Raw genomic sequence first — 18,243 nt, 5'->3', positions numbered from 1 at the left:
CAGGGCGTTTCTCCAACGTGCATCTCCACCACGTTTCCAATAACATTTCTCCAGGGCGTTTCTCCAACGTGCATCTCCACCACGTTTCCAATAACGTTTCTCCATGGTGCTTCTCCATCGCGTTTCTTCTTAATATTCCTCTATATTAATGCGTCAACCATGAAATGTCCGCAGAATAAAGGAAAGACCGTCTCTAAAACAACGATCCTTTCTTATAGCCGTCATGTATGTTTTTGGAGGTTTACCTATGTGAAATCTGAGTAAAATAAAGTCATGCTAATGTGAAGAGCCTAAATTTTCTTTGCCCTCTTCGGGCCTAAGGAATTTCCAGCTCGAACATAGCGTGTCTTTATTTTGCTCAGATCCCTTACATCACCCCCAAAAACATACATTTCGCTGATGAAAGAATGTATTTTTAGCTAGGTTCTGACTTTTATTAAAGGTAAATTTGCGGCTCAAACCACAAACAAATGAGTGACCAGATAAAACACGAGTGCGGAATTGCTTTTATCCGTCTTTTAAAACCTCTCTCATTCTACCAGGAAAAGTATGGCACAGCCCTTTACGGACTGAACAAACTATACCTTTTGATGGAGAAACAACACAACAGAGGGCAGGACGGCGCAGGAATTGCAACAATCAAATTAGATGTAAAACCAGGTCACCGGTACATCAGCCGTTACAGGTCGATGGCACAGAATGCCGTTGCAGATATCTTCGGATATGTACAGGGTAAATTTGCAGACATTCAAAATGAGACACCTGAACTCATGCAGGATGCAGAATGGCTGAAACAAAATGTGAGCTTCATAGGAGAGGTATTGTTAGGACACCTTCGCTACGGAACACATGGTCAGAACAGTATAGAGAACTGTCACCCCTTCCTTCGTCAGAACAACTGGATGACACGTAACCTCGTTATTGCAGGTAACTTCAACATGACTAATGTTGATGAATTACTAGAGCAATTATACGAACTGGGACAACACCCGAAAGAACAAGCTGATACCGTTACCGTATTGGAAAAAATCGGTCACTTCCTTGACGATGAGAATCAGGAACTTTTTGATACTTATAAAAAAGAAGGGCTATCAAACGTAGAGATTACTGCTAAAATCTCACAAAACCTGAACATCGCGAATATCCTTACCCGTTCAGCTAAAAACTGGGATGGTGGATATGCCATATCAGGAATTGTAGGAAACGGAGACGCATTTATTCTGCGTGACCCATCAGGAATCCGTCCGGCATATTTTTACCAGGACGATGAAATTGTTGTGGCAGCCTCAGAGCGTCCGGCAATTCAAACTGCATTTAACGTTGGCATTAACAGCGTCCAGGAAATTAAACCAGGACACGCGCTGATCGTTAAAAAAGACGGTACCGTTACCCAGGAGATCTTCAGAGAACCACAGGAAAAAAGAGCATGTTCATTCGAACGTATTTATTTCTCCCGCGGAAGTGATGCTGATATCTATAAAGAAAGAAAACAACTGGGAAGACTACTGATTGATCAGATCCTGACTGCAGTAAACTCAGATTTGAAAAATACAGTTTTCTCATTTATTCCAAATACTGCTGAAATCTCATTCTACGGTTTAGTAGAAGGCGTACACAAACACATTAAGAAGATCCAGAAGGAAACACTTATTGAACGTAAAGAAAACCTGACAGACGCTGAACTTGATGAATTGCTTTCCATGGCTCCACGCGTAGAAAAGCTGGCTATCAAAGACGTTAAACTACGTACTTTCATTACTGCTGACGCTGACCGTAAAGAAATGGTAGCACACGTTTACGATACCACTTACGGTGTGATCAAAAATGATGTAGATACACTGGTTGCAGTAGATGACTCTATTGTTAGAGGAACAACATTGAAACAAAGTATTATCAAAATTATCGACAGGTTACACCCTAAGAAAATCATTATTGTTTCTTCAGCACCTCAGATCCGTTACCCTGATTGTTACGGAATTGACATGTCTAAATTAGGTCAGTTCGTAGCCTTCGAAGCAGCTATACAGTTGTTGAAAGAACGCGGATTAGAACATATTATTGAAGAAGTATATCAGAAATGTAAAGCTTCTTTATTATTACCAAAAGAAGAAATTGTAAACCATGTGAAAGATATTTACAGACCTTTCAAACAGGAAGAAATCTCTGCACAGATTACAAAAATCATTACCCCTGCTGATACGGTTGCACAAGTAGAAGTAATTTACCAAACACTGGATAACTTACACATTGCTTGCCCTAATCATACAGGTGACTGGTATTTCTCAGGTAACTACCCAACCCCAGGTGGAAACAAAGTCGTTAACAAGGCTTTTGTGAACTGGAAAGAAGGAAGTAACCAAAGAGCTTACTAAGCAAGGTTAACCTATAAAAAAAACCGGTACTGGAGACAGTACCGGTTTTTTTTGAAATTCTAGCTTACAATTTTTGAAATTCTAGCTCACGATTATAGTTGGATCCCATTGATAATAACCATAGAGCTGTTGTGTTTCATGCGTGTTATCCAGTGTGTAAAGTGCAAACTGAACTACAAAGTTTTCTGTTCCTTTTGCTCTGATTGAAGCGCTGTATGAACAAAAATTGATACTTGTCGTAATTGCAGGAAGCCCGTTAGGTTGATTTGGATCAGGAACTACCGCACCAGAGCGGGTTACCAGATTAGTAGTAAAGGTGTTAAATACGTTATCTCCGCCGTATTTTTGAATACCATAAATGATTACTGCATCATCAGAGTTATCATAAACAGATATTCCTCTGAAGGAAACCTGATCACCCGGACTTGCATCAAAAGAAAGATCTGCTGTTCCTTGTTTTGTAACTAAACTTGCCCCAGTACAAACCATATATTCCGAATTATGGTCTATCGCCTGAGGATTGTTTTGGGCATTATTATTTGGACCATAAGTTCTTTTTACGTAATCGGTATCAATTACGATAATCACATCAATAAATGCTCCTGAGGATTCTAACTGTGCCATGATAAATAATTTAGGTAAATGTTGCCTACTCTGTATGGTTTTCGGCGTCTCCATTTTTTTTCTCATTGTTAATCAATGATGATGTAAAGGAAGAAATAATAAGGAGTGTAACTCAGGGTGAAAACACCTGTTTTTAAGATTAAGTATATTTACCCATAAGAACAGGTGTTTCTGGTAAAATATCACGCAGGGAAGCCTTAGAGCTTGAAGGAGTAGGGTGTTTTTACCCTTCTGAACTAACTGTAGTATTTGATCGCTACTTCAATAAACAATCTGATCGCGAAGATAATAATGACTGCGCCGGCAATCCGGTTCAGAATCTTGATGTTTTTTTCCTTGATCCGGTATCGCAGTTTGGCAGCATAATACGTTTTAATAAAGTCTACGAAAAGCTGGGTACACATAGCCACGACAAAGAAGACGACCTTCTCAGCCATTTCATAGTGCAGCTGGCCAGACACAATACCGCCCACCATGATCCAGAACATTAAAGTAGTAGGGGATAAAAGGCACATCAGAAATCCTTTGATGATATATCCGCGTTTGCGCACCTTTACAATTTCAGAAGTTTCGTAATTGACGGTCACCTTATTGATCAGGTAATACAGACCTACTCCCAAAAGGAAAAGACCTCCGATTATGCCGATATATTGATTATAATCTGCATTATAATCCACAAACTGCGAACTGAAGATCGTTAGACTAATAAATATAATGTCACTTAGAATCACTCCGATGGCCAAAGAAAAACCAGCTTTAAAGCCTTTTTCGATGCTGGTTTTGATCATGGAAAAGAAGACCGGGCCCGTTAAAAACGAAAACAAAATACCCGCACCAATCCCCTGTAATATTGCTTCAATCATTCAACTCACATATATTTGGCGCTAATATCTGATTTTAAAGTATAATACCGCCTATTTTTTTTGCTTCATTTATTGTATACACTATACACAATATTTTAATTATGTTTATGGCTTGTATTATCGACACTAAGTATTGATAATAATCTGACTATAATTATATGGAACAATCATAAGTACAAGATAGTTTCAAACAACCAAAAAAAACTTGCATAATCAATGGAAAACCAAAAACAACAAAACTATGGAACGGCGTTGTATTCGATCATCACCGTGTTCTTTTTCTGGGGCTTTGTGGCCGCATCGAATGGTATTTTTATACCCTTCTGTAAGTCACATTTCAACCTTACACAATTTGAATCTCAACTGATTGACTTTACGTTCTATGGCGGATATTTTATTGGTTCACTGATTTTATACTTTGCTTCTCAAGCAAGTAAAGTTGATATCCTTAACAAAATAGGCTACAAGAAAGGAATTATCCTGGGCTTGATCGTTTCTGCCGGTGGTGCCCTGTTAATGGTTCCTGCAGTTCATTCGGGATCATTCTTCTTTATTTTAATTGCCTTTTTTGTCATTGCAATAGGTTTCTCTTTACAGCAAACAGCAGCACAACCATTTGTGGTAGCCTTAGGTGCACCTGAAAGTGGAACACACCGTTTAAACCTTGCTGGTGGAGTAAATAACTTTGGCGGTTTAATGGGGCCTGTTATTGTAAGTCTGGTATTGTTTGGATCTGCAAGTGATGCAGTGGCTAAAACAGTAGAGATCTCTTCAATTACTACTTTATACTACGCCTTATCAGGTTTATTCTTATTGGTTGCTGGTTTTTATGCGATCACTAAATTACCAGAGGTAACCAGTAAAGAAACGATGGAAGCAAGTCCAAAATCAAACGGACCGCTTTTAGTAATTATCCTTGGGTTCCTGATGGTACTTGCGGCTAAGCCATTAGCTGGTTTAACGAACTTGCCTGAAGCAAATTTTGTTTATTCTTCACTGGCTATCATCATCGGTGCATTGATCTTTGTACTGCTTAAAAAGAAAGAAAATGGAAATCAGTGGGGTGCCATGCAGTATCCTCAGCTGATTATGGGTATGATCGCAATCTTTACTTATGTAGGGGTTGAGGTGACGATCCAAAGTAATTTAGGTGCTTTACTTCACCTCAAAGAATTTGGTGGTTTCCCAGAGTCTGCGATTAAACCTTATATCGCCCTGTATTGGGGAAGTATGATGATCGGCCGCTGGACGGGAGCTGTGAGTGCTTTTAATTTATCAAAAGTGACAAAAAACATCTTAACTGTAGTGGTTCCTTTTGTTGCTTTCGGCGTAATTCTTTTAGTGAATCATTTTACGGGTACAGATGTAGGTAACTTATATATCTATGGTGTTTGTGTAGCGGTACTGATCGTAGGATTTTTCCTTGGTCAGGAGAAACCAGCTAAAACACTGGCTATTTTTGCCACTTTAGGGGTAGTTTGTATGCTTGTTGGTTTAATGACTACTGGTGAGGTTGCTACTTTCGCATTTATCAGTGGTGGTTTATGCTGTTCAATTATGTGGCCTTCTATCTTTGCTTTATCAATTACAGGATTAGGTAAATATACAAGCCAGGGTTCATCATTCCTGATTATGATGATTTTAGGTGGGGCTATTTTACCACCGGTACAAGGGCAATTAGCGGATACACATGGTATCCATCATTCTTATATTATCCCGCTGTTTGGGTTTGTTTACCTGATATTCTTTGCATGGAAAGTGAGTTCGGTATTGAAAAGACAAGGAATTGATGTAGAACATATCGAAGCAGAAGGAGGTCACTAATTTTATGACAGTTAAACCTGGTTTTAATGATATTTATATGAATCTGGCGGTAGATCTTGCCGCCAGATCTCATTGTGTAAGGGCACAGGTGGGTGCTGTATTGACAAAGGATACCCGGATCATTTCTATCGGGTATAACGGGCCTCCATCGGGTACCCATAATTGTGATGAGGAATGGCCTGAAACGGGCTGCGAAAAAGATTCCAGAGGGAGTTGTTCGCTGGCCTTGCATGCAGAAGAAAATGCAATTTTATATGCTTCCAGAAACGGATCAAGGATTGAAGGAGCAACCTTATATACTACGCTTTCTCCTTGTATTGCCTGTGCACGATTAATCCTTTCGTCAGGGATAAAAGTTGTTTATTTTAAAGATTCATATGCAGCCTACAAGGGGCTGTCTAGTGATGAGGGTGTGGATTTCTTAAAAAGATTCGGTGTTGAAGTGAATAAATACTAACTTTGGCCATGCTAGAAAAAATCATCATTATCGATTTTGGATCTCAATTCACACAATTGATAGCCCGCAGGGTGCGTGAGCTAAATGTTTATTGCGAAATACATCCATTTAATAATATTCCGGAAACCTTATCAGACGTTAAAGGTATTATCTTTTCAGGTAGCCCGTATTCTGTGCGTCAGGAAGATGCACCTCAAATAGATTTAACACGTTTTCATCAGAAATTTCCGGTGCTGGCGGTTTGTTATGGTGCACAATATCTTGCGCAGCATTCAGGCGGTGAAGTTCAGCCTTCTTCAACACGTGAATATGGAAGAGCGAATCTGAATTTTGTTCAGTCAGCTAGTAAATTATTAAAAAATATAGACTTGAATTCTCAGGTTTGGATGTCACATGGTGATACCATCACTGTCGTTCCTGAAAATTTTGAGATCATAGCAAGTACTGATAGTGTAAAAGTTGCTGGTTTTCATGTGAAAAACTCGGATACCTATGCGATTCAGTTCCACCCTGAAGTAACACACAGCACGGATGGAAAACAATTATTGGAAAACTTCCTGGTAGATATTTGTGGTTGCAGCCAGAACTGGACTGCAGATGCTTTTGTTGAAACTACCATTGCTGCTTTGAAAGAGAAACTAGGCGACGATAAAGTTGTTTTAGGTCTCTCTGGTGGTGTGGATTCAAGCGTTGCAGCAATTCTTTTGCACAAAGCTATCGGAACTAACCTGCACTGTATTTTTGTAGACAACGGCTTATTGCGTAAAGATGAATATGCTGCGGTTCTGGAACAATACAAACATTTAGGTTTAAATATTAAAGGTGTTGATGCAAAGGATCGTTTTTTAAGTCAGCTTGCTGGTATTAAAGATCCTGAGCTGAAACGTAAAGCTATAGGCCGTGTATTCATTGAAGTATTTGATGATGCAGCGCATGAAGTACAGGATGTAAAATGGCTTGCACAGGGTACAATCTATCCTGATGTAATTGAGTCAATTTCTGTAAAAGGCCCTTCAGCAACTATTAAATCTCACCATAATGTTGGTGGTTTACCTGATTTCATGAAACTTAAAGTAGTGGAACCACTAAATACTTTATTTAAAGATGAAGTAAGAAGAGTAGGTAAGTCATTAGGTTTGGAAGCGTTTATTTTAGGCCGTCACCCTTTCCCGGGTCCAGGTTTAGCGATTCGTATTCTGGGTGATGTAACCGAAGAAAAAGTAGCTATCCTTCAGGAGGCTGACGCTATCTATATTAATAATCTTAAAGAGGCGGGTTTATACGACCAGGTTTGGCAGGCAGGAGCAATATTCCTTCCGGTTCAATCGGTAGGTGTAATGGGCGATGAGCGTACTTACGAAAACGTAATCTGTCTTCGTGCTGTGGAATCTGTGGATGGGATGACTGCCGACTGGTGTCATTTGCCTTACCCGGTTCTTGCGAAAATTTCTAATGAAATCATCAATAAAGTCAAAGGTATTAATAGGGTCGTATATGATATTAGTTCAAAACCACCTGCAACGATTGAGTGGGAATAGATTCTGGTGTCTGCTATTTATTTGTTGCTGTATAGCGGCCTGTTCGCCAAAAACCAGAACAAATAAGTCACCTAAAAAAGAAATCGGAAATAAAGAAGACAAAAAGGATGTAGCCTCAGAGAAGAAATTCACTGAGGCTAATATCTCTTTACTGATCCCGCTTAACCTGAACAGCGCCAGAATTAAATCTGGTAGCAAAGCTGAACTGGAAAAGTCTGCGATGGCTATTGATTTTTATCAGGGCTTTAAGATGGGGATCGATTCTGCTGCTGCTGCCGGAATGAACTTTAAGGTAAAGGTGCTGGACACGCGTGATAATAATGTCCAGATTACTTCTTTGCTGAAGTCGGGCCAGCTAGCAGGTACAAACTTAATTATCGGCCCTGTATTTCCTGATGGGGTTAAGTTTATAACCAATTATTCTATCGCGAATAATATCCCTGTAGTTTCGCCTCTGGCTGCTACGCATCCCAATGAGTTCAATAATCCAAACCTGATCTCTATTGTAAATAATATTGATCTGCATGCGGATAAAGTGGGGGATTATATCAGAAGAGAGTATGATCCGGGAAAAACGATAGTAGTGCTGATTAATCCAAAGAAATCCGGAGATGAAGTGCTTGGCGATCCGCTGCGTGATTATTTCCAGAAGGGCAGGGGTTCACGTTATGTTTTTCAGGAGTATGCTTCTGTATTTTCAATGGAAACTAAAATGGTTCCTGGTAAGCAATATGCGGTGCTGATTTCTTCGGCAGACAGGGCTTTTGTGGTAGGCAGCATAGATAAGCTGGCGAAGATGAAGACTGCGGGCAGCAATATTGAGTTATTTGGCCATCCAAACTGGAGCAAGCAAAATTATAATACAGAAAAACTACAGTTATTGCATACCAGGATTACGACTTCTTACTTCGTTGATTATAAGAGCCGGGATGTGATCAATTTTATCAGAAAATACCGTCAGCTTAACAAGTTTGAGCCTGCTGAATATTCTTTTAAAGGATTTGATGTCGGGTTCTTTTTCGGGAAGCTGTTCGCTGAGCATGGTGCCAGCTATCTGAAGCATCTTACCCAGGAGCATTATGATGGATTAGAAAACTCTTTCCGCTTTATCAAAGACGATAAACTGGGTTATATCAATACAAGTTTGTTCTTATTGGAATACAAAAACTTTGCGTTAAACCCAATTGAATAAGTTTAATCTACCGCTGAAAACAATAAATACCTAATGAAATTAGAATATCAGATACGTTCTTTTGAGGATGTCTTTAAGCAATATGATGGAGTTTTACCTTTGCATAGGTTCCTGTTTACTTATTTTAAACAGCACAAGCAAATGGGCTCGTCAGACAGACGTTGGGTAACCCGCTATCTGTATAGCTATTTCCGCTTAGGACAGGCGCTTAAAAAAGAAAAACAGTTATTGCGTCTTGCGATTGCAGATTTTCTGTGTAATCAGACAGAGAGTTTGATGATCAATCATTATCTGCCTGAGTTTAAAGAACAATTGTTGTTGCCGGTACAAGCTAAGTTGAAACTTGTTGAAGATACTTTTCCGAAATTTAAATTAACGGATGTGTTTTCTTTTACGGCTGAGTTGTCTGAAGGGATCGATACTACAGATTTCTTACAGTCGTTTTTCATTCAGCCAGATCTTTTTTTAAGGATAAAAGCTGTACACCATAAAAAGATCTTCGATTTATTAGTTGCTGCAGAAGTTGTGGTGAAGGAGATCAGTGAGAAAACGCTGGCTTTGCCGAATGGAACAAAATTAGAGAAATTGCTGCCTGAAGATCAGTATTACCAGGTTCAGGATTTGTCTTCTCAGAAAACAGGGGAATTCTTCGCTCCACAGCCTTATGATTACTGGTGGGATGCTTGTGCTGCTTCTGGCGGAAAGTCTCTGCTGCTGCACGATATACAGCCTAAAATAGAACTATTGGTGAGTGATGTGAGAGAGAATAGCTTGCATAACCTGGATGAACGTTTTGAAGCTGCCGGAATTAAGAAATATCATAAAAAGGTGCTGGATCTGTTACAGAACAATGAGCAAGATTTGCATGACTATGTGTTTGACGGGATTATCCTGGATGCACCTTGTACAGGATCGGGAACCTGGGGACGCACACCTGAAATGCTGGTTCATTTTGATGCACATAAAATAGATTACTTTGCTAAGCTTCAGAAGAGTATTGCGGAACGGGTTGTGAAATATCTGAAAACGGGTAAACCGTTGCTTTATATCACCTGCTCGGTATTTAAGAAAGAGAATGAAGAGGTGATCGAGTATCTGCTTGCTAATTTGCCGCTTACACTGGAAAGTATGCAAAGCATTACGGGTTACAATGATAAGGCTGATACAATGTTTATCGCAAGGCTGATTAAAAAGGATTAAGAAATTTCAATTGATAAAAAAAGGGTTTGTCTGAAATTTTCGGACAAACCCTTTTTTCGTATAGGGATTTTATAATCCTGTATTACTTCTTATAGTCCTGTGTTACTTCTGAATAGCTTAATCGCGATAGCCAGTAAGATGACACCAAATGCCTTTCTCAATACATTCAGTCCTGATTTTCCAAATAGCTTTTCCAGACGTTCGGTATTCTTTAATACAAAGTAAACGAATGTCATATTGATCAGGATGCCTACAATGATGTTTTGGGTATCGTATTCTGTTTTAAGGGAGAGCAAGGTCGTCATGGTTCCTGCACCTGCAATCAGCGGAAATGCTAATGGGACGATGGAAACCGTTTCGGGAGCATCTTCATGAAACAGGGTAAGTCCCAAGACCATTTCCATTGCGATACAAAAGATAACCAGGGAACCTGCAATGGCAAAAGATTGGACATCCAGCCCGATAATCTTCAGGAGGGTTTCTCCTGCAAACAGGAAAATAATCATGAGCGAAGTCGCCACAATTGTCGCTTTTTCTGACTCGATATGACCGGCTTTACTACGGAGCTGAATCACCACGGGAATTGCACCTAAAATATCAATGATCGCAAACAAAACCATTGAGGTTGAGAGTATTTGACTTAGATTGAATTTCATGGTGTTTTTTGTGTAAATGTAAAATGAATAAAATAAAAAAGCCACTTATAAGTGGCTTTTTTATTTTATTCATTTTTATAGCTTGGTTATTTCAATAAGCTATTGTTATAGTCATTTCTGATTTTACTATGTTTTTTACTGTAAGCGTAATAGATAACAACGCCTAAAGCCATCCAGATCGCCAGACGTTCCCAGCTTACGATAGGCAGGGAAGCCATCATCAGTACACAAACCACGATACCTAAGATAGGGATCAAAGGAACCCATGGGGTACGGAATGGTCTTTCCAGTTCAGGATTGGTTTTTCTCAGGATTAATACACCAATACAAACCAGTGAGAAGGCAAATAGGGTACCGATACTCACCATGTGGCCTAAGTCAGATACCGGCACAAAGCCTGTGAAGATACTTACGAAAACCATAAATACAAGATTGGTTTTCCATGGCGTCTGATTTTTAGGGTGAAGGTCTGAGAATATTTTCGGTAATAATCCGTCTTTACTCATACTGTAGAATACACGGCTCTGGCCTAATAACATGACCAGGATTACTGAGGTATAACCAGCAAGAATGGCAATCATTAAAAAGCGGTTTAAGAAGGTATATCCTGTTTGAGCGAATGCAGTGGCAACTGGTTTGGCATCACCAGCAAATTTGGTGTAGTTTTCCAGTCCTGTCATCACATAAGAGAACAATACATATAATAAAGTACAAACGATCAATGAACCGATAATACCAATTGGCATTCCTTTTTGTGGGTTTTTAGCTTCTTGCGCTGCTGTACTTACGGCATCAAAACCGATAAAGGCAAAGAATACAACACCTGCACCACGCAATACACCGCTAATACCAAAGTGTCCGAAGTCATCACTTGAAAAGAATTCCATGAATCCTCTTGTACCTGCTTTTACAGCGTCTTCACCTTGGTTAACCGGGATGAATGGGTGGTGATTGGCTGGGTTGATAAAGCTCCATCCTAAAATAATAAAGATCAATACTACGGCTACTTTAACGATAACCAATACGTTATTGACAGAAGAAGAGTCTTTAGTGCCTCTCATCAATAGCAGGGATAACAGGCAAACAATAACGATTGCTGGTACATTGATTATTCCACCTTCCCATGGGCCGTGTAAGAGGTTTTGAGGGAAGTGTATACCGAATTCCAACAGGAATTGAGAGAAGTATTGTGACCAGCTGGAAGCAACGGTAGCCGCGCTTAATGCATATTCAAGGACTAAATCCCACCCGATGATCCAGGCCATAAATTCTCCCATAGTGGCATAAGAGTAAGTATAAGCACTACCGGCAACAGGGATCATCGAAGCAAACTCTGCATAACAAAGACCTGCGAAACCACAACCAACTGCAGCGATGATAAAGGATAATATTACTGCCGGACCAGCGTTATCCGCTGCTGCAATACCTGTAAGGGAGAATAATCCTGCACCAATGATAGCACCAACGCCTAAGGCAACTAAGTTGAAACTGGTTAAAGAACGTTTTAGCGTACCCTCGCCACTCTCATTTGCCTCAGCTAATAGTTGTGGGATAGATTTTTTAAATAACATAAGTTAATGGATAGTTTTAAGTTTTTTGTTTTTAGGATAGGGTTAATTCAATTTCAAACCTAATTAAAATATATTTAAAAATAAAAGGGATTCTCGTTGAAAATCCCTTTTATTCAATATAATATATGGAGCAATCAAGGATTAACCTTGTGGCTGTCACCTGGATAAATGGTTATCCTTTGTACTCATTTCTAATCTTACTGTGTTTTTTACTGTAGGCCATGTAAATGATTACACCTAAGGCCATCCAGATTGCTAAACGTTCCCAGCTTACAATAGGCAGGGAAGCCATCATCAGTACACAAACAATAATACCCATGATAGGAACAAATGGAACCCATGGGGTACGGAATGGTCTGTCTAACTCCGGATCGGTTTTTCTTAAAATCAAGACGCCGATACAAACCAGTGAGAATGCAAATAGGGTACCGATACTCACCATGTGGCCTAAGTCTGATACTGGCACAAAGCCTGCAAAAATACTAACGAAAATCATGAATGCCAGGTTTGTTTTCCATGGGGTCTGATTTTTAGGGTGTAGTTCCGAGAATACTTTAGGTAATAATCCGTCTTTACTCATACTGTAGAATACACGGCTTTGTCCTAATAGCAGTACCAGGATAACTGAGGTATAACCAGCAAGAATGGCAATCATTAAAAAGCGGTTTAAGAAAGTGTACCCTGTTTGAGCGAATGCAGTAGCAACTGGTTTGGCATCACCGGCAAATTTGGTGTAGTTTTCCAGTCCTGTCATCACGTAAGAGAACAATACATATAATAAAGTACAAACGATCAGGGAACCGATAATACCAATTGGCATTCCTTTTTGCGGGTTTTTAGCTTCCTGTGCTGCTGTACTTACGGCATCAAAACCAATAAAGGCAAAGAATACAACGCCTGCACCGCGCAGGATACCACTGATACCGAAATGTCCGAAGTCATCACTGGCAAAGAATTCAAAGAAACCTTTTGTGCCTGCTTTTACTGCTTCTTCTCCTGGGTTAACCGGGATAAATGGGTGGTGATTGGCAGGATTGATAAAGCTCCATCCTAAAACAATAAAGATTAATACCACTGAAACTTTCACAATAACCAGTACATTATTGACAGAAGAAGAGTCTTTGGTACCTCTCATTAATAGCAGGGATAGCAGGCAAACAATTATAATCGCTGGCAGATTGACAATTCCACCTTCCCAGGGGCCGTGTAACAGGCTCGTGGGGAAATGGATGCCGAATTCCAAGAGGAATTGTGAGAAGTATTGTGACCAGCTGGAGGCGACTGTAGCTGAGCCTAAGGCGTATTCAAGAACTAAATCCCAGCCAATGATCCAGGCCATAAATTCTCCCATAGTGGCATAGGAGTAAGTATAAGCACTGCCGGCAACAGGAATCATAGAGGCAAACTCTGCATAACAAAGACCTGCAAATCCACAACCAATTGCGGCTATAATGAAGGATAATATTACTGCAGGACCGGCATTATCTGCCGATGCGATACCTGTAAGTGAGAATAATCCAGCACCAATAATAGCACCAACGCCTAAGGCTACCAGGTTGAAACTGGTTAGGGTACGCTTTAAAGTGCCCTCGCCACTCTCATTCGCTTCTGCCAATAGTTGTGGGATAGATTTTTTAAATAACATAGTAAGTTTGGTTGTTTGTTTTTTTATGGGTTAGTTCAAGACCAAACCTAATTAAAATATATTTAAAAATAAAAGGGATTTGTGTTGGAAATCCCTTTTATTCAGAACAATATATGGCTTGGTTAAGGATGAATCAGGGTATCTGTTACATTTTTAACAGTATCTATCTTGATTTTTCCTTTGGAGTCGGTCGATTTACTGATCTGTATTTCTTTTCTGATCTCTGTGGTACCAGGGTTACTGATTCCTACAGCGATATGTGGTGCAATGATCAGCGAAACGATAGACATCAATTTGATCAGGATATTCATTGATGGGCCTGAGGTGTCTTTGAATGGATCTCCTACGGTATCTCCGGTTACGGATGCTTTGTGCGGTTCTGATCCTTTATATTCCATTTTACCTTCAATCATGACTCCTTTTTCAAAGGATTTCTTTGCGTTATCCCATGCACCGCCGGCATTGGATTGGAAGATCCCCATCAAAACGCCCGAAACTGTTACGCCTGCAAGCAGCCCTCCGAGTACTTCGGGCCCAAAGGTGAAACCTACAATAATAGGTACGATTAAGGCAATTGCTCCGGGCAGCATCATTTCACGAATAGAGGCTTCTGTAGAAATGGCTACGCATTTTTCATATTCCGGTTTAGCTTTATATTCCATAATCCCCGGAATTTCTTTAAACTGTCTCCTTACTTCTTGTACCATGGCCATTGCTGCCCGGCCTACTGCCGCAATACAAAGGGAGGAGAAGATGAAAGGAATCATGCCGCCTACGAACAGGCCTGCCAGCACATTTGCTTTATAGATGTCAATAGAGGTAATACCTGAGATTCCAGCGAATGCAGCAAACAAAGCAAGAGAGGTTAGTGCTGCTGAAGCAATTGCAAAGCCTTTTCCTGTAGCTGCAGTGGTATTACCTACTGCATCAAGCATATCTGTACGTTCTCTGACTTCTTTTGGTAATCCGCTCATTTCTGCTATTCCGCCTGCGTTATCGGCAATTGGCCCAAAAGCGTCGATAGCCAGTTGCATAGCTGTGGTAGCCATCATCCCGGCTGCGGCAATGGCCACACCGTAAAAGCCTGCAAAGTAATAAGAGGTATAAATCCCTGCCGCCAGTACCAGGATAGGTAATACTGTGGATTCCATACCTACAGAAAGTCCGCCAATAATGTTGGTGGCATGTCCTGTAGAGGATTGTTGAATAATCGAGTTTACCGGACGGTTGCCCATTGCGGTATAATATTCCGTGATCAGGCTCATGAGTGTACCCACTGCTAAACCGATGAGTATCGCATAGTAAACTGACATTTGAGTGAATTCAAATCCGCGGATAGACATAACCGGAGGTAATAGCCAGCGAACGGCAAAGTAAGAGGCGATCGCTGTTAATATGATAGATAACCAGTTTCCTATATTCAATGCGCTTTGTACACTGTCGGTTTCTTTATTGATTTTAACAAACAGGGAGGCTACGATAGAGAAAATTAATCCTAATCCTGCAATCAGCATAGGTAATAGTACAGGGGCCATACCTCCGAATAAGTCTTCAGAAACAATTTCTTGTCCTAATACCATAGTTGCCAGAATTGTTGCGACGTAAGAGCCGAATAAATCTGCACCCATACCGGCAACGTCGCCAACGTTATCGCCTACGTTATCTGCAATGGTTGCGGGGTTACGTACGTCGTCTTCAGGGATTCCTGCTTCTACTTTTCCTACAAGGTCGGCGCCAACGTCTGCTGCTTTGGTATAAATCCCTCCGCCAACTCTGGCAAAAAGGGCAATACTTTCTGCGCCTAAGGAGAAACCTGCGAGTACTTCAATAGTCTTTTTCAATTCTGCTGAAGATTCCGGAGAGCCGGGGTGTACAAAGGTGTGGTAAAGGATAATGAACAGGGTTCCCAGACCGAGAATGGCCAGGCCTGCAACGCCAAATCCCATCACTGTTCCTCCTCTGAAAGAAACTTTTAGTGCTTGCGCTAAGCTTGTTCTGGCTGCCTGTGTGGTTCTGACATTGGCCTTTGTTGCGATACGCATTCCTAAATAGCCTGCGAAGGCTGAAAATACTGCGCCGATGAGAAAGGCGACAGCGATAATGGGACTGGAGTGGATTGGGCTTGCGGCACTTCCGGTTAGTGTGCCGGACCAGGCAAGTAAGATTCCTGCTATGATCACAAAATAACTGAGTACTTTCCATTCTGCTTTCAAAAAGGCCATAGCGCCGTCTGCTATATAACCTGCGAGTTCAGACATGTTTTTGTCTCCTGCTTCCTGCCGGGTCACCCAGGCACTTTGGAAGGCCATAACTAGTATCCCAACAAGGCCAAAAAGGGGGATGAAGTAAATTAAGTTCTGTTGTAAAAAAATCATATGTTGTTTAAATTTGGTTTCCTGGGTAGATGGCATGTTTGGCCGTTATACAAATTAAAGAGAGTTTCTGACATTCCCAAATTAATCGGCTGTGGTTGAAAGAATTACAGCTATAGTTGTGACCTGATGTTTTTATTTTAAGAATTTAAATATATTAGCGCATCCTTAGGGATTTAAATCAATCAATCAACCAACCAAACCAACTAATGAATAAAGAAATTGAAGATAGCTCTTTTAAGAGAGAGCTTGGTCTTTTAGACGGAACGATGCTTGTTGTAGGCTCCATGATCGGATCGGGGATATTTATTGTAAGTGCTGATATTGCCAGGCAAGTGGGCTCGGCAGGCTGGCTCATCCTGATCTGGGTGTTAACAGGACTGGTAACTGTAGTTGCGGCGGTAAGTTATGGTGAGCTGAGTGCGATGTTTCCAAAAGCGGGTGGTCAGTATGTTTATTTGAAGGAAGCGTATAATAAGCTGATCGCGTTTTTGTATGGGTGGAGCTTTTTTGCGGTGATCCAGACGGGAACAATTGCTGCGGTGGGGGTAGCTTTTTCTAAGTTCGCTGCTTATTTGTATGAGCCTTTGAGTGATACTAATATTTTATATAGTTTAGGGTCTTTTCATTTGAATGCGGCCCAGCTGGTTTCGATTGTGACTATTGTGTTGCTAACTTATATCAATAGCAGGGGGGTGAGGGATAGTAAGATTCTGCAGACTTTCCTGACCATTATTAAGATTTTTTCACTTTTAGGTTTGATTGCTGGTGGTTTTTTAATCGCAGCAAATACGCAGGTGTGGAATGCGAATTGGGCTGATGCGTGGAATACAAGGGCTTTTGATGCACAAAATGGTTCGTGGGTGTCTATTGGTGGTACTGCTTTGCTTTCTGGTATTGCAGCGGCCATGGTGGGTTCTCTTTTTTCGAGTGATGCGTGGGTTGGGGTAACGTTTATTGCTGGTGAGATTAAAAAGCCTGAGCGTAATGTGGGCCTGAGTTTGTTTTTTGGGACTTTTATCGTGAGTGTGATTTATATCTCTGCGAACTTGATGTATATTTCTGTGATGCCTTTGAATGAGATTGCTTTTGCGAAGTCTGATCGTGTGGCTGTAGCGGCGGCGCAATATATTTTTGGGGATGTGGGCACGATTACTATTGCTGTAATGATCATGATTTCAACTTTTGCTTGTAATAATGGGCTGATCATGGCGGGAGCGAGGGTTTATTATACGATGGCGAAGGATGGGTTGTTTTTTAAGAAGGCGGCTTTGCTGAACAAGTCGAGTGTTCCGGGCTGGGCTTTGTGGTTCCAGTGTATTTGGGCTTCTTTTCTTTGTTTGACGGGTAAGTATGGTGATTTGCTGGATTATGTGGTGATCATTGTGATGATTTTTTATATTCTTACTATTTACGGGATCTTTATTTTAAGAAGGAAGCGTCCGGATTTGGTACGTCCGTATAGGGCTTTTGGGTACCCGGTGTTGCCGGCTTTGTATATGGTGGTGGCTGCCGCGATTTGTGTGGCGTTGTTGATTACGAAGTTTAGTACGTGTGGGTGGGGGGTGCTGATCATGCTCGCAGGTATACCGGTTTATTTCTTTTCTAAGCCGAAGGGATAAGTAAAAGGAAATAATAAAAACCCGTTATACTATGTTCGTCAAGCATTTTGTGGCCCGGAAGTGGGCCCGAATGCAATGTCCGAACATAGTATAGCGGGTTTTTTTATTTTTCACCATGTTATAGGAGACTGTTGGAGGCGAAAAGAGATAAAATGGTTACGGGCTCACAGATTTTTGTAGGATTGCTGGTTGGATGGCTAAGTTGGATAGCCTATCAGGATTGCTGGTTGGAAGAATAAGTTGGATAGCTTATCAGGATTGCTGGTTGGAAGAATAAGTTGGATAGCTTATCAGGATTGCTGGTTGG

The 18,243-nt window shown here is 40.8% G+C and carries 13 protein-coding genes; 7 read left to right on the top strand and 6 right to left on the bottom strand.

Features of this window, described 5'->3' with window-relative positions; genetic code table 11:
• Positions 1 to 470 precede the first annotated feature (470 nt).
• The gene (locus ABIB30_RS26965; RefSeq protein ID WP_068403067.1) at positions 471 to 2,372 is read left to right on the top strand and encodes an amidophosphoribosyltransferase; all 1,902 of its coding nucleotides are present in this window, start codon (positions 471 to 473) and stop codon (positions 2,370 to 2,372) included.
• An 81-nt stretch (positions 2,373 to 2,453) separates the two neighbouring features.
• Here ABIB30_RS26965 and ABIB30_RS26960 read toward each other — a convergent pair whose 3' ends face one another.
• Together ABIB30_RS26960 and ABIB30_RS26955 are read right to left on the bottom strand one after the other, a co-directional pair.
• Complete coding sequence (locus ABIB30_RS26960; RefSeq protein ID WP_354306116.1) at positions 2,454 to 2,996, bottom strand: inclusion body family protein; 543 nt, start codon at positions 2,994 to 2,996, stop codon at positions 2,454 to 2,456.
• A gap of 236 nt (positions 2,997 to 3,232) precedes the next feature.
• Positions 3,233 to 3,859: a LysE family translocator gene (locus ABIB30_RS26955; protein ID WP_354306115.1), complete on the bottom strand. Its 627-nt coding sequence runs from the start codon at positions 3,857 to 3,859 to the stop codon at positions 3,233 to 3,235.
• A gap of 216 nt (positions 3,860 to 4,075) precedes the next feature.
• On the opposite strand from ABIB30_RS26955, the gene ABIB30_RS26950 reads away from it, so the two are divergent.
• Genes ABIB30_RS26950 through ABIB30_RS26930 form a run of 5 tightly spaced genes read left to right on the top strand, consistent with a single transcriptional unit; the run spans position 4,076 to position 10,070 of the window.
• Complete coding sequence (locus ABIB30_RS26950) at positions 4,076 to 5,683, top strand: MFS transporter (protein WP_354306114.1); 1,608 nt, start codon at positions 4,076 to 4,078, stop codon at positions 5,681 to 5,683.
• Positions 5,684 to 5,687: 4 nt separating this feature from the next.
• Positions 5,688 to 6,140, top strand: coding sequence for a deoxycytidylate deaminase (locus ABIB30_RS26945; RefSeq protein WP_354306113.1), 453 nt, complete (start codon positions 5,688 to 5,690; stop codon positions 6,138 to 6,140).
• 8 nt (positions 6,141 to 6,148) lie between these two features.
• Positions 6,149 to 7,678, top strand: coding sequence for a glutamine-hydrolyzing GMP synthase (gene guaA, locus ABIB30_RS26940; protein WP_502931101.1), 1,530 nt, complete (start codon positions 6,149 to 6,151; stop codon positions 7,676 to 7,678).
• The gene (locus tag ABIB30_RS26935; protein WP_354306111.1) at positions 7,635 to 8,870 is read left to right on the top strand and encodes a type 1 periplasmic-binding domain-containing protein; all 1,236 of its coding nucleotides are present in this window, start codon (positions 7,635 to 7,637) and stop codon (positions 8,868 to 8,870) included. The genes guaA and ABIB30_RS26935 overlap by 44 nt, the downstream gene beginning before the upstream one ends.
• 33 nt (positions 8,871 to 8,903) lie before the next feature.
• Complete coding sequence (locus tag ABIB30_RS26930; protein WP_354306110.1) at positions 8,904 to 10,070, top strand: RsmB/NOP family class I SAM-dependent RNA methyltransferase; 1,167 nt, start codon at positions 8,904 to 8,906, stop codon at positions 10,068 to 10,070.
• A gap of 89 nt (positions 10,071 to 10,159) precedes the next feature.
• Here ABIB30_RS26930 and ABIB30_RS26925 read toward each other — a convergent pair whose 3' ends face one another.
• The 4 genes from ABIB30_RS26925 to ABIB30_RS26910 all read right to left on the bottom strand — a co-directional run bounded on the left by ABIB30_RS26925 (position 10,160) and on the right by ABIB30_RS26910 (position 16,317).
• Entirely contained in the window at positions 10,160 to 10,726 is a 567-nt protein-coding gene (locus ABIB30_RS26925; protein ID WP_068403055.1) for a MarC family protein, read from the bottom strand.
• 86 nt (positions 10,727 to 10,812) lie between these two features.
• Positions 10,813 to 12,297, bottom strand: a complete 1,485-nt coding sequence (locus ABIB30_RS26920) for an amino acid permease (RefSeq protein ID WP_354306109.1) — start codon at positions 12,295 to 12,297, stop codon at positions 10,813 to 10,815.
• Between the two features lie 172 nt (positions 12,298 to 12,469).
• Positions 12,470 to 13,942 (bottom strand): amino acid permease, encoded by a 1,473-nt coding sequence (locus ABIB30_RS26915; RefSeq protein WP_354306108.1) that lies wholly within the window; start codon positions 13,940 to 13,942, stop codon positions 12,470 to 12,472.
• Between the two features lie 122 nt (positions 13,943 to 14,064).
• Positions 14,065 to 16,317, bottom strand: a complete 2,253-nt coding sequence (locus tag ABIB30_RS26910; RefSeq protein ID WP_354306107.1) for a sodium-translocating pyrophosphatase — start codon at positions 16,315 to 16,317, stop codon at positions 14,065 to 14,067.
• A gap of 206 nt (positions 16,318 to 16,523) precedes the next feature.
• Here ABIB30_RS26910 and ABIB30_RS26905 point away from each other — a divergent pair, with 206 nt between their 5' ends.
• Positions 16,524 to 17,936, top strand: coding sequence for an APC family permease (locus tag ABIB30_RS26905; protein ID WP_354306106.1), 1,413 nt, complete (start codon positions 16,524 to 16,526; stop codon positions 17,934 to 17,936).
• The last annotated feature ends 307 nt before the right edge of the window (positions 17,937 to 18,243 follow it).

It is taken from the genome of Pedobacter sp. UYP1 (genome assembly GCF_040547305.1).
In the GTDB taxonomy this organism is placed as follows: domain Bacteria; phylum Bacteroidota; class Bacteroidia; order Sphingobacteriales; family Sphingobacteriaceae; genus Pedobacter.
The sequence above is the reverse complement of the archived record's forward strand: the minus strand, read 5'-3'. Positions and strand labels throughout refer to the sequence as shown.

Coding starts and splice junctions, on each gene's coding strand:
- ABIB30_RS26965 (WP_068403067.1), top strand. CDS start 471: ATGAGTGACCAGATAAAACACGAGTGCGGAATTGCTTTTATCCGTCTT.
- ABIB30_RS26960 (WP_354306116.1), bottom strand. CDS start 2,996: ATGGCACAGTTAGAATCCTCAGGAGCATTTATTGATGTGATTATCGTA.
- ABIB30_RS26955 (WP_354306115.1), bottom strand. CDS start 3,859: ATGATTGAAGCAATATTACAGGGGATTGGTGCGGGTATTTTGTTTTCG.
- ABIB30_RS26950 (WP_354306114.1), top strand. CDS start 4,076: ATGGAAAACCAAAAACAACAAAACTATGGAACGGCGTTGTATTCGATC.
- ABIB30_RS26945 (WP_354306113.1), top strand. CDS start 5,688: ATGACAGTTAAACCTGGTTTTAATGATATTTATATGAATCTGGCGGTA.
- guaA (WP_502931101.1), top strand. CDS start 6,149: ATGCTAGAAAAAATCATCATTATCGATTTTGGATCTCAATTCACACAA.
- ABIB30_RS26935 (WP_354306111.1), top strand. CDS start 7,635: ATGATATTAGTTCAAAACCACCTGCAACGATTGAGTGGGAATAGATTC.
- ABIB30_RS26930 (WP_354306110.1), top strand. CDS start 8,904: ATGAAATTAGAATATCAGATACGTTCTTTTGAGGATGTCTTTAAGCAA.
- ABIB30_RS26925 (WP_068403055.1), bottom strand. CDS start 10,726: ATGAAATTCAATCTAAGTCAAATACTCTCAACCTCAATGGTTTTGTTT.
- ABIB30_RS26920 (WP_354306109.1), bottom strand. CDS start 12,297: ATGTTATTTAAAAAATCTATCCCACAACTATTAGCTGAGGCAAATGAG.
- ABIB30_RS26915 (WP_354306108.1), bottom strand. CDS start 13,942: ATGTTATTTAAAAAATCTATCCCACAACTATTGGCAGAAGCGAATGAG.
- ABIB30_RS26910 (WP_354306107.1), bottom strand. CDS start 16,317: ATGATTTTTTTACAACAGAACTTAATTTACTTCATCCCCCTTTTTGGC.
- ABIB30_RS26905 (WP_354306106.1), top strand. CDS start 16,524: ATGAATAAAGAAATTGAAGATAGCTCTTTTAAGAGAGAGCTTGGTCTT.